General features: G+C 39.4%; 11 protein-coding genes. 3 read left to right on the plus strand and 8 right to left on the minus strand.

The window, feature by feature from the left end:
* The first annotated feature begins 316 nt into the window (after positions 1 to 316).
* The gene (gene aspA / locus JIV24_RS17145; protein WP_200466298.1) at positions 317 to 1,723 is read left to right on the plus strand and encodes an aspartate ammonia-lyase; all 1,407 of its coding nucleotides are present in this window, start codon (positions 317 to 319) and stop codon (positions 1,721 to 1,723) included.
* 499 nt (positions 1,724 to 2,222) lie between these two features.
* On the opposite strand, the gene lepA is transcribed toward aspA, so the two are convergent.
* A complete protein-coding gene (gene lepA / locus JIV24_RS17150) occupies positions 2,223 to 4,010 on the minus strand; it encodes a translation elongation factor 4 (RefSeq protein ID WP_200466299.1) in 1,788 nt (595 codons plus the stop codon).
* 314 nt (positions 4,011 to 4,324) lie between these two features.
* Here lepA and JIV24_RS17155 point away from each other — a divergent pair, with 314 nt between their 5' ends.
* Complete coding sequence (locus JIV24_RS17155; protein WP_200466300.1) at positions 4,325 to 5,509, plus strand: aminopeptidase; 1,185 nt, start codon at positions 4,325 to 4,327, stop codon at positions 5,507 to 5,509.
* 60 nt (positions 5,510 to 5,569) lie between these two features.
* Here the strand turns inward: JIV24_RS17155 and groL are convergent, their stop codons facing one another.
* The 6 genes from groL to JIV24_RS17185 all read right to left on the minus strand — a co-directional run bounded on the left by groL (position 5,570) and on the right by JIV24_RS17185 (position 10,808).
* Positions 5,570 to 7,213 (minus strand): chaperonin GroEL, encoded by a 1,644-nt coding sequence (gene groL / locus JIV24_RS17160; protein WP_200466301.1) that lies wholly within the window; start codon positions 7,211 to 7,213, stop codon positions 5,570 to 5,572.
* 33 nt (positions 7,214 to 7,246) lie between these two features.
* Complete coding sequence (locus JIV24_RS17165; RefSeq protein WP_200466302.1) at positions 7,247 to 7,525, minus strand: co-chaperone GroES; 279 nt, start codon at positions 7,523 to 7,525, stop codon at positions 7,247 to 7,249.
* Between the two features lie 211 nt (positions 7,526 to 7,736).
* Positions 7,737 to 8,090 carry a preprotein translocase subunit SecG gene (secG, locus tag JIV24_RS17170; protein ID WP_200466303.1) on the minus strand — a complete coding sequence of 118 codons (354 nt, stop codon included), beginning with the start codon at positions 8,088 to 8,090 and terminating at the stop codon, positions 7,737 to 7,739.
* A gap of 15 nt (positions 8,091 to 8,105) precedes the next feature.
* Entirely contained in the window at positions 8,106 to 9,026 is a 921-nt protein-coding gene (locus tag JIV24_RS17175; RefSeq protein WP_200466304.1) for a hypothetical protein, read from the minus strand.
* 19 nt (positions 9,027 to 9,045) lie between these two features.
* A complete protein-coding gene (locus JIV24_RS17180; RefSeq protein ID WP_200466305.1) occupies positions 9,046 to 9,555 on the minus strand; it encodes an LptE family protein in 510 nt (169 codons plus the stop codon).
* A 2-nt stretch (positions 9,556 to 9,557) separates the two neighbouring features.
* Positions 9,558 to 10,808 carry a sigma-54 interaction domain-containing protein gene (locus JIV24_RS17185; protein WP_394369144.1) on the minus strand — a complete coding sequence of 417 codons (1,251 nt, stop codon included), beginning with the start codon at positions 10,806 to 10,808 and terminating at the stop codon, positions 9,558 to 9,560.
* Between the two features lie 210 nt (positions 10,809 to 11,018).
* On the opposite strand from JIV24_RS17185, the gene kdsB reads away from it, so the two are divergent.
* Positions 11,019 to 11,777: a 3-deoxy-manno-octulosonate cytidylyltransferase gene (gene kdsB / locus JIV24_RS17190; RefSeq protein WP_200466307.1), complete on the plus strand. Its 759-nt coding sequence runs from the start codon at positions 11,019 to 11,021 to the stop codon at positions 11,775 to 11,777.
* A 77-nt stretch (positions 11,778 to 11,854) separates the two neighbouring features.
* Here kdsB and infB read toward each other — a convergent pair whose 3' ends face one another.
* On the minus strand, positions 11,855 to 14,836 hold the full coding sequence (infB, locus tag JIV24_RS17195; protein ID WP_200466308.1) for a translation initiation factor IF-2: 2,982 nt from the start codon (positions 14,834 to 14,836) through the stop codon (positions 11,855 to 11,857).
* Positions 14,837 to 14,868: the final 32 nt, after the last annotated feature.

Here is a 14,868-nt window from a genome sequence, read left to right on the forward strand (position 1 = left end):
AATAATACTGGAAATATACTTTAAAACTTATAGCATATCTCCAGTGTTTTTTAGTTCGTAAGGATTAACTAATTAAATTTTAAACATTTTTTAGCCCCAAAAATTCAACTTACAAATTGTAATCAGATTTTCTGTAATGCCTCATCTTTCATCAAAAAAGTGGCAAAATAAACATTAAGATTTAGAAAATAAGGGTTGCTTGACTAATAAACTGTTTTGTTAGCCTTGCAACCCTTCTTTTTAAGATGACGAATGACATATTTCTACATAGAAAAAACACCAACATTTGCATTCACATAACTAAAAACTATCAATTATGGCAATACGTATTGAGAGCGATTTAATTGGGGAATTACAAGTACCCGTTGATGCATATTATGGTGTGCAAACGCAACGTGCCGTTGAAAATTTTAATATATCTACTGCTCGTTTGAGCCAGTATCGTCATTTTATCTGGGCCCTTGGGGTCGTTAAAATGGCCGCAATCAAAGCCAACCATGATATGGGGCTGGTCGATGATAAAATGAAGAGTGCTGTTGTTCAGGCCTGTAAAGAGGTAATGGATGGTAAGTTTGATAAAGAATTCCCGATTGACATGATTCAGGGAGGAGCCGGAACCAGTACCAACATGAATGCCAATGAGGTGATCGCTAACCGTGCTCTGGAGCTAATGGGGTACGAAAAAGCGCAGTATGAGCATTGTTCGCCAAACGACATTGTTAATTTATCGCAATCGACTAATGATGCATACCCTACAGCTATAAAATTGTCGCTTATCCGGATGAATTACATTTTGATTGAGCACCTGCAGCAGTTAGTCGAAGCTTTCAAAAAGAAGGGTAATGAGTTTGCCGATGTTATTAAAATGGGGCGCACTCAGTTACAGGATGCTGTACCAATGACTCTAGGTCAGGAATTTTGTGCCTATGCGATCACCTTAACAGAGGAGATTGAGCGACTAACACAAAATGCTAACCTTTTCCGTGAAGTGAACATGGGAGCTACTGCTATTGGTACTGGTATTAACTCAGTGGAAGGATACTCTGAGGCTTGTGTAAAGCACTTGTGTAATATTACAGGTTATCCAATAGTGCTTGCATCTGATTTAGTGGAAGCAACACCAGATACTGGCTCGTATGTCATATACTCATCGGCACTCAAACGAATGGCGGTGAAGATTTCAAAAATATGTAACGACTTGCGTATTCTTTCATCGGGCCCACGTGCCGGATTTAACGAAATTAATCTGCCACCAATGCAGCCTGGTTCATCGATTATGCCAGGTAAAGTCAATCCGGTAATTCCTGAAGTAATGAACCAGATTTGCTTTAAAGTAATCGGTAATGATTTGACGGTGACTTTTGCTGCTGAAGCAGGTCAGTTACAATTGAATGTGATGGAACCAGTACTGGCACATAGTATTCTTGAATCAATTCAATTCTTAATGCGAGGCATGGATACACTTCGCACCAAATGCATTGATGGTATTACTGCCAATGAAGATGTTTGTGAGAATATGGTGTTGAAGAGCATTGGTATTGTTACAGCCTTGAATCCTCATATTGGTTATAAAAACAGTACGCGCATCGCTAAAGAAGCCCTTAAAACAGGCAAAGGTGTATACGAGATAGTCTTGGAAGAAGGTATTCTTTCAGAAGAAGAGCTAAAAGAAATATTTAAGCCGGAAAACATGATTGGCCCGGCAAAAAGGACATGCCAATAATTACTTGATTAGTTAATTGTTTAAAGCGGGTGCTGGTAATGGCATCCGCTTTTTGTTTTTAGGTAATGCAACGGATGTCATCTTTAAGAACAAGAGACTTTTAAAGATAACATCCATTTAAATGGTATTAACTCTTTTATCATCATCCTTAAAGCCAATAAGTATCAACTTCAAAACCGATAACTATCGGTTTACAAACGAATAACTATCGGTTAAAGAAAATATAACTATCGGTTTCTAAACAGATAAGCATCGGATGAGGGAGGACATTCTTTTGATAGATTATGTGCTTGGCAAATATGGTAATGCAACGGATGTCATCTTTACAGATAGGAGGGTTATAAAGATGACATCCATTTAACTTATCACACAATTTGATAGTCAATCAAACTGATGTCTTTCGTTTAATAACTTAACTCTAATCGAAAAAAAAGCCCATCAAACAAAAGTTTGACAGGCCCGAGTTATTTCCAACATCCCAACAGGGATCAAATTTATACTAGTCCAGTTTAAGAACAGCTAAGAAGGCTTTCTGTGGTACTTCAACATTACCAACCTGCTTCATGCGTTTCTTACCTTTTTTCTGCTTTTCAAGTAGCTTACGTTTACGTGAGATGTCACCACCGTAACATTTGGCTGTTACATCTTTACGCACGGCTTTTACTGTTTCACGGGCAATTACTTTAGCACCAACCGCAGCCTGAATAGCAATATCAAACTGCTGACGCGGTATTAATTCTTTCAGCTTTTCACACATGCGTCGGCCAAATACCTGCGCATTATCAAAGTGAATTAATGATGATAGAGCATCAACCGGCTCACCATTCAATAATATGTCCAGTCGAACTAACTTGGCAGCTCTAAATTCAATCGGATGATAGTCAAACGACGCATAACCTTTTGAGATACTTTTTAGCTTATCGTAGAAGTCAAATACAATCTCGGCCAATGGCAATTCAAACTCCAAATCAACTCGGTCGGAAGTGAGGTAATGCTGTTTCATAAGCGTACCACGTTTGCCTAGACAAAGGGTCATTATCTGACCAATATACTCCGATTTGGTTATCACTGAAGCCCTGATGTAAGGTTCTTCAACAACATCTAATAAGGTAGGTTCAGGTAATTCTGAAGGTGTATGAACATCTAATGTTTCACCTTTTTTAGTGTGGGCAATATATGGTACGTTAGGCACGGTAGTAATCACTGCCATGTCAAACTCACGGTCTAATCGCTCCTGTATAATTTCCATGTGCAACAAGCCCAGGAATCCGCATCGGAAACCAAACCCCAGTGCAGCTGACGATTCCGGTTCGTATGTTAGGGATGCATCATTTAACTGAAGCTTCTCCATAGCTGCGCGTAAATCTTCGTAATCTTCCGCATCTATAGGGTATACGCCGGCAAACACCATTGGTTTTACTTCTTCAAATCCACCAATTGCTTCGTTACAGCCATTTTTTACATGGGTAATGGTATCACCAACTTTTACTTCTTTACTGGTTTTAATACCTGAAATAATGTAACCTACATCACCTGTCTTGAGCTCTTTACGAGGCTCCATGTCAAGGCGAAGCACACCAATCTCATCGGCGAAATATTCTTTTTTAGTATTGAAGAATTTAACATGATCACCTTTTTTGATGCTGCCATTTACTACTTTGAAATAAGCAATAATGCCACGGAAGGAATTAAATACGGAGTCAAAAATTAAGCACTGAACCGGCCCTTCAGGGTCACCAACAGGTGCTGGCACACGATTAACAATGCCTTCTAAAATATCATCAACACCTTCACCGGTTTTACCACTTGCACGAATGATTTCTTCACGCTCGCAACCAATCAAATCAATGATTTGATCTTCTACCTCTTCGGGCATGGCATTGGGTAAGTCCATCTTATTTAAAACCGGAATAATGGTCAAATCATTCTCAATGGCCTGGTACAGGTTAGAGATGGTTTGTGCCTGAATACCTTGTGTGGCATCTACTATTAGTAAAGCACCTTCACATGCGGCAATGGAACGTGACACTTCGTATGAAAAGTCAACGTGTCCCGGTGTATCAATCAGGTTCAAAACATATTTTTCACTCTCAAACTCATAATCCATTTGGATAGCGTGACTTTTAATCGTAATGCCACGCTCACGCTCCAAATCCATGTCGTCGAGTACTTGTGCTTGTGCATCTTTACCGGTTACAGTTCCTGTATGTCCCAATAGTCTGTCTGCCAAGGTACTCTTCCCATGGTCAATATGAGCAATAATGCAAAAATTACGTATATTCTTCATCTACAATTACTTTCAATCAATTAGCTTATCAATCAGCCGATAAGGATTGCAAAGATACTCAATTAATTAAAATCTGACTATAGGAGATTAAGATAAACGCGGGGCATGACAAGCTCATTTTTTTTTAGAGAATAACAAAACTCAATGGGTATATTGCTTGCCATCAGATATTTTATGGTTTAATTTTGACATGTTGGTTCAATTGATGTAGTTTGTTTGATGGATTTTAGTCACGTTTAACATACCTACACAAATTCTCAAGATCACCCTAGTGCTCATTTCATCGGTTTTCTTATCCTAAAAATTAAGTCATCATGAAAAAACTGTTTGTATTGGCAATAGCTTGTTTATCTTTTGTGCTTACTGCTCAGGAAAAACCCGATTATCAATCAATAGCTAATAAGGTTGTTAATCAGTCTTTAGATGTTAAGCCAGGTGAACTGGTAGTAGTTTCAGGAACGCCAGCCGAATTAGAATTGATTGAAGCCCTGTTGGTAGAAGTGTCAAAGGCAGGAGGGCACTGTTCAGTTGAGTTAAACTTGCCTAAGGCCAATCACAAGGCTATTATGGAAACCCCTGTCAAATATCTGGCAATGGTTAATCCTTATCCTCTTTTTCAGGCAAGGGTAGTTGATTGCTATATTTCAACAGGGTCGGTTCAGGAGCCGGCATTATTTACTGATGTGCCTGAGGAAAAGTTAAAAGCCATGAGGATGAGAAATATAGCCTTGCGGGATGCTTTTAATAGGGCTAAATACAGATCCGTATCTATTGGGCAGACAGGAGGTATTCCAAGTCAATCTTATGCCGAACTGGTAGGAATGAACCATTCTGATATGCTCAACAATTTTTGGAATGCAATTGATACAGACTATGAGATGATGCGTATTGACAGCGATGTGTTGAAAACATATCTTAAAGCAGGAAGTATAGTAACCGTTTCAAGTAAAGAGGGAACATCATTAAGCTTTAACCTGGCTGGTACTGATATTCGGACAAACTGTGGAGATTGCACAAAGTTAAACAATGACGGGGGACCTACTGCTGCCTGGTTACCGGCAGGAGAGGTGTATGCATGTGTTGATCCACAATCGGCTAATGGCTTATTGGTAATCCCTCATTATACATATAATGGCGAGATACTTACAGATTTGAAAATGACCTTCGAAAATGGTGTTTTAACTGATTTATCAGGTAATGGGAATTTAGATAGGATTAAAGAAGCATTGGATTCAAACCCCAAAGACAAAAACTGTTTATCGATTGTTGATATCGGAATTAACCGTGATCGGAAGTATACCGAAGGAACTCAGTATGCATCATGGGAAATGGCTGGTATGTTAACGTTCTTTATTGGTGATAATTCCTGGGCGGGTGGAAGTGTCAGCTCTCAGTATTCAATGGGTGTGCATGCTCCATTACACAGCATGGAAATTGGCAATACTGAGCTAATCTCCGAAGGTGAGATATTATTACTTGATGATATGGCCACTAAATAAATATTAAAAAAGGGAAGTCTTTTGACTTCCCTCTTTCTATATGTTTATTTTTAATGATTCTTACATCATACCTGGCATGCCGCCACCCATTCCACCACCCATAGGAGGCATAGCTGGAGCAGCTTCTTCTTTTTCATCAACTAATACACACTCTGTTGTTAAGAACATACCTGCAATAGAAGCAGCGTTCTCAAGAGCGATACGAGTTACTTTAGCAGGATCAATTACACCGCTTCCTAATAGGTTTTCGTAACGGTCGAATCGTGCATTGTATCCAAAGTCACCTTCACCTTCAGAAACTTTCTGAACAACTACAGCACCTTCTTTACCAGCGTTGAATACAATCTGACGCAATGGCTCTTCGATAGCACGCTTAATGATTTCGATACCAGTCTGCTCGTCTTCAGTCTCACCTTTAATGTCAGCTAAAGCAGCAATAGAGCGGATGTATGTTACACCACCACCAGGAACGATACCTTCTTCAACAGCAGCACGAGTCGCACTTAAAGCATCATCAACACGATCTTTTTTCTCTTTCATTTCAACCTCAGAAGCAGCACCTACATAAAGTACAGCAACACCACCAGCGATTTTAGCTAAACGCTCTTGTAATTTCTCGCGGTCGTAGTCAGAAGTTGTATTAGCAATCTGTGCTTTTATTTGGTTAGCACGAGCCTCAATTGCTTCTTTTTCACCAGAACCGTTTACAACAGTTGTGTTTTCTTTGTCGATAGTGATTTTCTCAGCTTGTCCAAGCATCTCAATGGTTGCACCTTCAAGATTCAATCCAGTTTCTTCTGAGATAACAGTACCACCAGTTAATACAGCAAGGTCTTGCAACATTTCTTTACGACGGTCGCCAAAACCAGGGGCTTTAACAGCTGCTACTTTTAATGAACCACGCAGTCGGTTAACTACTAATGTAGCCAATGCTTCACCATCAACATCTTCAGCAATGATCATCAACGGACGACCTGACTGTGCAGTCTGCTCAAGAATTGGAAGAAGATCTTTCATTGTAGAAATCTTCTTGTCGTGAATTAAGATGAAAGGATTCTCAAGGTCAGCCTCCATCTTGTCAGTGTTAGTTACGAAGTACGGAGAAATGTAACCGCGGTCGAACTGCATACCTTCAACAACTTCAACAGTTGTTTCAGTACCTTTTGCTTCTTCAACAGTGATAACACCTTCTTTGCTAACGCGCTCCATTGCTTCAGCAATTAACTTACCAATTTCGTTATCGTTGTTAGCCGAGATTGTTGCTACCTGCTCGATTTTTTCACTGTGCTCACCAACAGCTTCAGATTGAGATTCGATATTTGCAACAATAGCTTTAACAGCTTTGTCGATACCCTTTTTTAATTCCATTGGGTTAGCACCCGCTGTAACATTTTTTAATCCAACATTGATAATTGACTGAGCTAATACAGTAGCTGTTGTTGTTCCATCACCAGCGTCATCACCAGTTTTAGAAGCAACCTCTTTTACCATTTGTGCACCCATGTTAGCATAAGGGTCAGATAATTCAACCTCTTTAGCCACAGAAACACCATCTTTAGTGATTGATGGTGCACCAAACTTACGATCGATAACTACGTTACGACCTTTTGGTCCTAGTGTCACTTTTACAGCATCTGCCAAAGCATCAACACCTTCTTTTAGTAGGTCGCGAGCTTCAATATTGAATTTTATTTCTTTAGCCATTTTATGTCTATTTTAAATAATCAGGTTTAATAATTACAGGATGTATAGAACATCAGACTGAGAGATTAATAAGTAATCTTCGCCTTCAACATTTAATTCAGTACCACCGTATTTTCCATACAAAACTACATCACCAGCTTTTACTTCCATTGCTTCGTCTTTTTTAGCATCACCAACTAAGACGATTGTGCCTTGTAATGGCTTCTCTTTGGCTGAATCAGGAATAATAATTCCACTTGCTGTTGTTGTTTCAGCTGCCTGAGGCTTAACCAAAATTTTACCGGCTAAGATTCTTCCTTTTAAATCTGACATATCAATTATTTTTTAATTATGTTTTAGTTTCTAACGATTGCTTTTTTCTCACAAAGTATGCCAAAGCAATTTATGACATATTTTTATAAGATTCACTGACTTTTTTGCAGAAGACTGACATGTGCGGAGTGACACAAAGTCAAAATTGCAGACATAAAAAAAGTGTCAGACAAAACAGCCTGACACTTTCCATATTTTTTTAATTGAATGATTACTCTGCATCTTCAGCAGGAGCTTCGGTTGCTGTTTCATCACCTTGTGCTGGTGTTGGGAAAGCAGGAACTTCTTGCTGTACTGGTAAAGTGTTTAATTTCTCATCAATTTCGGCAGCACCCATTTGATCTTTTGGTAAAACCATAACGGCAACAAACGATAATACTAATAAAACACCGGCCAAAGTCCAGGTCGCTTTTTCAAGAAAATCGGTTGTTTTACGTACACCCATCACTTGGTTTTGCGATGAGAAGTTTGATGCTAAACCACCACCCTTAGAGTTTTGAACCAAAACGATAAGGATTAAAAGAACACTTACTAAGATTACAAGTATCGAAACAAAAGAATACATATCTCGCTATATTATTTAATTAGTTAATTTTTCTAAGTCGCTAATTCGACGTGCAAAGTAAACATTTTTTTCGGGATATTTCAAACCAAGCTTTTTATATATCCCAATTGCCTTGTCGTAGTGCATTTGTTTAATGTAAATATCAGCTAACGTTTCTGACATTAGGTCTTCCCCTTCATGGTCCATTACTTCGTCTAAAGCACTGTTTAGCTTTGTTTTCTCTTCATTAGTTTTTGCCGAGGGAACAATTTTAGGCGTGTCTATCTGCAAGAAATTATCAATGATTTGATGTGATTTTTTCTTAACAGGTTTTTCCTCTTTATTCACACTTGCGTGGCGCATCATAGTCAGCCAATCAGAAAAAGAATGGCTTTCATCCTTTTTTTCTTCTGTATTTATGCTTTCTTTCAGCTGATAGCCTGATATTTCAGGAGATTCGTAGCCCAGGAAATCAGCACTAGGCAATATCATAGAGGTTTTTTCTTCAACAGGCTGCTTGCTGTCCGACATTAAAGAGAAATCAATCTGTCCGCCATCTGCTGTTTCAAAAGTATCGTCTGTTTGGAAGTAATCGACAATAGAACTAACCTTCGTCGTGATACCAACACTACCTTTCGGTTGCGCTTCGATTTCCTTAACTGTAGGTGTTGATGTCGGTACGTTAGTCACTTCTTCATGACTCTGCTTATGAACTATTTCAGTTTTCTTTTTATGAATTAGTTCATATAAGCGCTTTCGATCGGCAATAAATGCTGCAGATTGCTTTAATTCGCTATTAAATCGAACATGTTCGATGGAATGCAGATTTTTGACCAATAGCATGCGTGCTGTTTGAAACCATGGAAACTCATCAACAATTTCATTTAGAGCTGTCAACGAATTCTCATTTAACAAACCAGGTTGTTCAACTATGTCAAAAAAATCTGTTTTTTTCATAAAGAATGGGCACTTACTATTACCAGTCGGCAAATGATTTATTGAAAATATTCTCTGTTATTTCTTCGATCATTTCAGCCGTCAGATCATTTTCAATGGCATTAATATTTTGCGATGAGTCAAAATCTCGAAAAGCAGAAAAAGTACTTTCCCAATTCTGTTTTGGGTCTTTGTAATTTTTATAACGCACTTTAACTGTCATGGTTAGTCGCGTCTCTGCCGAAACTGCATCTGCCTGTATTGCCATGGGCCTAACGCTGTATCCAGTTATTTCTCCAGAGAAATCGACGTCGCCGGTTCCATTTACCAAGCTTAATCGTGATTCGTTGGAAACACGATCCTTCAGGCCTTCTGTAAAATTCTGACTTAACACCGGGTTAATCAAAGGAGCTCTGTTTTCGAAATATTGAACAGAGAAGGTGTTCAGGTTCTCAGGAATTGAAGCACCACTCATGGTCATGTTGATGGAGCAGGCTGTCACCAATAGTGATAGAGTTGCAACAACAAATATTTGTATAGTTTTAATCATGTTTATCGTTCTATTTCGTATTCTTTAATTTTACGGTATAAAGTTCGTTCCGAGATACCTAGTTCAACGGCAGCTTGTTTACGTCGGCCATTGTATTTTTCCAGTGCTTTTTTTATTAACTCTATCTCCTTATCGGCTAATGATAAAGATTCCTCAATAAATTCTTCGGTATCTTGTATTGGGCCATGATGTTCTTCAGGAACAGTAGTTGGATAGCTTACGGGTTGAACATTGTTGTTGTTAGGAACAAAGTCACCATCTTCACTCTGGTATAATTTCTGAATGATATGTGCATGTTCGCCCTGTGCATTGGCTCCGCCGGTTTCCATCATGTCGAGTACGAGCTTTTTAAGGTCGTTCATGTCGTTCTTCATATCAAACAACACCTTATACAGAATCTCACGCTCTGTGCTAAAATCAGCTTCATTTTTACTCTGGTCGTTAATTACTGCTGGCAAGTTATCGCCCGAGTGATAGGGCAGGTATTTGGTGATAGCTTCGCCATTAATCTCACGCTTTTGTTCAATGACAGATATTTGCTCAGTAATATTCTTTAGCTGGCGAATATTTCCAGGCCAACGGTAACGCATTAATAAATCTTTCGCATCATCAGATAAACGGATGGCCGGCATGCGGTATCGTGTAGCAAAATCATTGGCGAATTTCCGGAATAACAGATAAATATCGTCTGAGCGATCGCGAAGGGGTGGAATGCTAATGGGAACACTGTTAAGACGATAGAATAAGTCTTCACGAAACTTGCCGTCTTTAATGGCCTGTTCCATTTTAACGTTGGTAGCTGCCACCACACGTACATCTGTTTTAAGTACTTTAGATGATCCAACTTTAATAAATTCACCAGCTTCGAGTACTCGCAATAGTCGTACCTGAGTGTTTAATGGCAATTCACCAATTTCGTCCAGAAAGATGGTACCTCCATTGGCTTCCTCGAAATATCCTTTACGATCAGATAAAGCACCGGTGAAGGCTCCTTTTTCATGGCCAAATAATTCTGAATCAATAGTGCCTTCTGGTATAGCTCCACAGTTGACAGCAATGTATGAGCCATGCTTTCGTGCGCTCGACTGGTGAATGATTTGGGGCATTACTTCTTTACCCGTACCGCTTTCGCCGGTAATTAAAACGGATAAGTCGGTAGGTGCTACCTGAACAGCCACATCAATGGCTCTGTTCAAGCCAAATGAATTGCCAATTATTCCGAATCGTTGTTTGATTTGTTGTAAATCCATTATTTATGCAGCTATCTCATTATCATACTATCGAACAAATAACCTGCAAAAATTGCAGATAACCTGACAAAGTTACAATTCTCCTTCAATCACAATTCATTGTTTCAAACAAATTTTGTTAAAATGCCTGCTGATAATCTTTATCTTTCAATAAAAATCGAATGTATCTAAATTGAACTTGATACATTTGTGCATATTTCTATTTCTGAAACAATGAGTGAAAAAAACATTTTAGGGATTATTCCAGCCAGATATGGTTCAACCCGATTTCCGGGCAAGCCACTTGCTGACATTGGCGGTAAGCCAATGATACAACGCGTGTACGAACAAGCCAGCAAGGAACTGGAATGTGTCTATGTGGCAACCGACGATGAACGTATTGAAAAGGCAGTTGCAGCTTTTGGTGGTAAGGTGGTGATGACATCTGTAGACCATCAGAGTGGTACTGATCGTTGCGCTGAAGCCATGCTTAAGGTAATTGAGCAGGAGAAGAAAACTTTTAGTGCCGTCATTAATATTCAGGGCGATGAACCATTTATCAGTCCTAAGCAGATTGCATCTGTTGCCAGTTGTTTTATTGATGAAATAACCCAACTTGCAACATTGGTGAAGCCGATAACCGTAAGCGATGATTTATTTAATGCTAACAAGCCAAAGGTTGTTGTTGGAAAAGAAAATCAAGCATTATACTTTAGTCGATCGCCCATACCATTTTTGAGAGGAGAAAAGGAAGCTGAATGGGTAAATAAGCATCAGTATTATAATCATGTTGGTTTATATGGCTATAGAGCTGATGTTTTACTGGAAATAACCAAGCTGGAAATAGGTCAACTAGAAGCTGTGGAGTCATTGGAGCAGTTGCGTTGGCTTGAAAATGGTTATGCAATTAAAGTGAAGGAGACGACTGAAGAATCGCATGGTATTGATACACCTGAAGATTTACAAAACCTGGTAAAGCTTGGGTTAATATAATTTATAGTTGAAACCTAATGATACAAAAAAAGGTCATCCAAAACGGATGACCTTTTTTATATATAGTGATATAGTTTTTACAACTTACGGCTTACTTCTACCTCTTCGTAGGCTTCAACAAGGTCACCAACTTTAATATCATTGTATTTATCGATGTTTAATCCACACTCGTAACCTGTAGCTACTTCTTTCACGTCATCCTTGAAGCGTTTCAGTGAGCCAAGTTCTCCAGTGTACACCACAATACCTTCGCGAATCAAGCGAATTTTGTTGGTACGTTTGATTTTTCCTTCTTTCACCATACAACCGGCAATGGTACCCACTTTCGAAATCTTGAATGTTTCACGGATTTCAATTGTTGCAACAATCTCTTCCTTGATTTCAGGTGATAACATACCTTCCATAGCAGACTTAAGCTCTTCGATAGCGTCATAAATAATAGAGTAAAGACGAATGTCAATTTCTTCTTTCTCAGCAATTCGACGAGCCGCCATTGATGGACGAACCTGGAAACCAATTACAATGGCATTAGATGCCGTTGCTAACATGATATCTGATTCTGAAATCTGACCAACAGCTTTGTGAATAACATTCACCTGAATCTCTTCAGTTGATAACTTGATTAATGAGTCAGATAGTGCTTCAATAGAACCATCCACATCACCTTTTACAATCACATTCAACTCCTGGAAGTTACCAATTGCAATACGACGACCAATTTCATCAAGCGTAATGTGCTTTTTAGTACGCATGCCTTGCTCGCGCTGTAACTGCTCACGTTTAGTGGCAATGTCTTTGGCTTCGCGTTCATCCTCCATAATGTTAAATTGCTCACCTGCCTGAGGTGCACCATTTAAACCTAGCACTAATGCAGGTTCAGAAGGACCAACTGAATCAACCTTTTGGTTACGCTCATTAAACATGGCCTTAACGTGTCCGTAGTGCGAACCGGAAAGGATCATATCTCCTACACGCATTGTTCCACCTTGAACAAGAAGTGTGGTTACATATCCACGTCCTTTATCTAATGATGATTCAATTACCGAACCAACTGCACGTTTCTCTGGGTTAGCCTTTAACTCAAGGAGATCCGCTTCAAGCAATACTTTCTCAAGTAATTCATCGATGTTAACACCGTTTTTAGCTGAAATCTCCTGACACTGATATTTACCACCCCAATCTTCAACCAGGTAGTTCATATTCGCCAGTTCTTCCTTAATTCTGTCAGGGTTAGCACCTGGCTTATCAATTTTATTAATGGCAAATACCATTGGAACACCTGCAGCTGCAGCGTGGTTAATGGCTTCAATTGTTTGAGGCATCACGTTGTCATCTGCCGCAACAATAATAATAGCTATATCGGTTACCTGAGCACCCCTTGCACGCATAGCGGTAAACGCTTCGTGACCCGGTGTATCAAGGAAAGTGATTTGACGCCCATCTTCACGTGTTACACTGTAGGCACCAATGTGCTGTGTAATACCTCCGGCCTCACCAGCAATAACGTTGGCTTTACGAACGTGGTCAAGTAAAGATGTTTTACCGTGGTCAACGTGACCCATAACAGTAACAATTGGCGGACGATCTTCTAAATCCTCCTCTTTATCTTCTTCTTCCTGAATTGACTCAACAACATCGGCACTTACAAACTCAATTGTATAACCAAATTCTTCGGCAACAAGCGCTAATGTTTCAGCATCTAAACGTTGGTTAATCGATACAAACATTCCCAGGCTCATACAGGTCGCAATGATCTGGTTCACCTGAACACTCATCATGTTAGCCAATTCGTTAGCCGTTACAAATTCGGTAACTTTTAATATTGACTTTTCCTTATCTGCCTGCTCCATCTCAGCCTGCTGGCGTTGAGATTGCATTTCACGTTTTTCACGACGGTGTTTAGCACCTTTGTTCTTACCTTTTGAAGTAAGGCGTGCTAATGTATCCTTAATTTGCTTTTGTACATCTTCCTCGTTAACCTCAGCTTTGATTGGACGTTTTTTAACGCGAGCCGGACGCTGTCTTTGTGGGCGAGTATCTTTTCTATCGCCACCAGGACCTCCCTGACCAGCTGGTTTGTTACCTCCACCTTGCTGTTGTTTCTGGTTGATGTCAACCTTTTCCTTATCTTTTTTGATGCGCTTACGTTTACGCTTTTTATTCGCGTTGTTCTTATTCGCATCTTTATTTTCTGATGATTTTACCGGTGTTTTTGGTAATTCAATTTTACCAATAACGGTAGGACCAGAAAGTTTCTTTACCTGAGTAGCACGGAAAGTATCTCCTTCTTCAGTTTTGCTCTCACCTTCTTGTGGTTTAGCTGGAGCTTCAGGTGCAGGTTTTTCTTCTGCTTTTGGAGCTTTAGGTGCTTCTTCTTTTTTAGGTTTTTCAGCTTTTACTTCAACCTTTTTCTTTGGTTTTTCAGTTTTAGCTTGCGGCTCTGCTTTTTCCTTTTTCTTAGGTTTTTCAGCTGCTTTACTTGGCTTATTTTCTAAATCAATCTTGCCAACAACCTTCATTTCTTCAACAGGCTCAACCTTTGTTGGAATGTGTTCAGGTTTTTTCTCTGGCTTCTTTTCAACCTTTTTCTCCTCAACCTTCTTTGGCTCTGCCTTTGGAGCCTCTACTTTTGGAGCAGGAGCTTCTTTTTCCACTTTCTTCTCAGCTTTAGGTTGAGCTGCAGGAGCTTCTTTCTTCTTAGGTTTGAAAGCCTCTAAATCAACTTTACCAACAACTTTAGGTCCTGATTCATCTTTGGCAGCAGGCGTTTCGGCCGGCTTTTCTTTTTCCTTAACCGGCTCAATATCATCTCTGATATCTTCAAGTGAAATCGACTCTTTCTTCGACTTCTCCTTTAATCTAGCCAGTTTTTCCGATTCTTTCTTAACATGTGAATCGCCACGATATTCTTGTGCCAGAAGCGAATACATCTCTTCCGAGATTTTTGTATTCGGGTTAGTTTCTACCTTGTAACCTTTCTTCTGAAGAAACTCCACAATAGTGTGGTGTCCAACATTGAACTCTCGTGCTACTTTACTAAGTCTTTTTCCAACTGCCATATAACAGGACTCTTCTTATAATTTCTTTTTGT

Origin of the sequence: Carboxylicivirga marina (genome assembly GCF_016612505.1) — a bacterium.
Taxonomy (GTDB): domain Bacteria; phylum Bacteroidota; class Bacteroidia; order Bacteroidales; family Marinilabiliaceae; genus Carboxylicivirga; species Carboxylicivirga marina.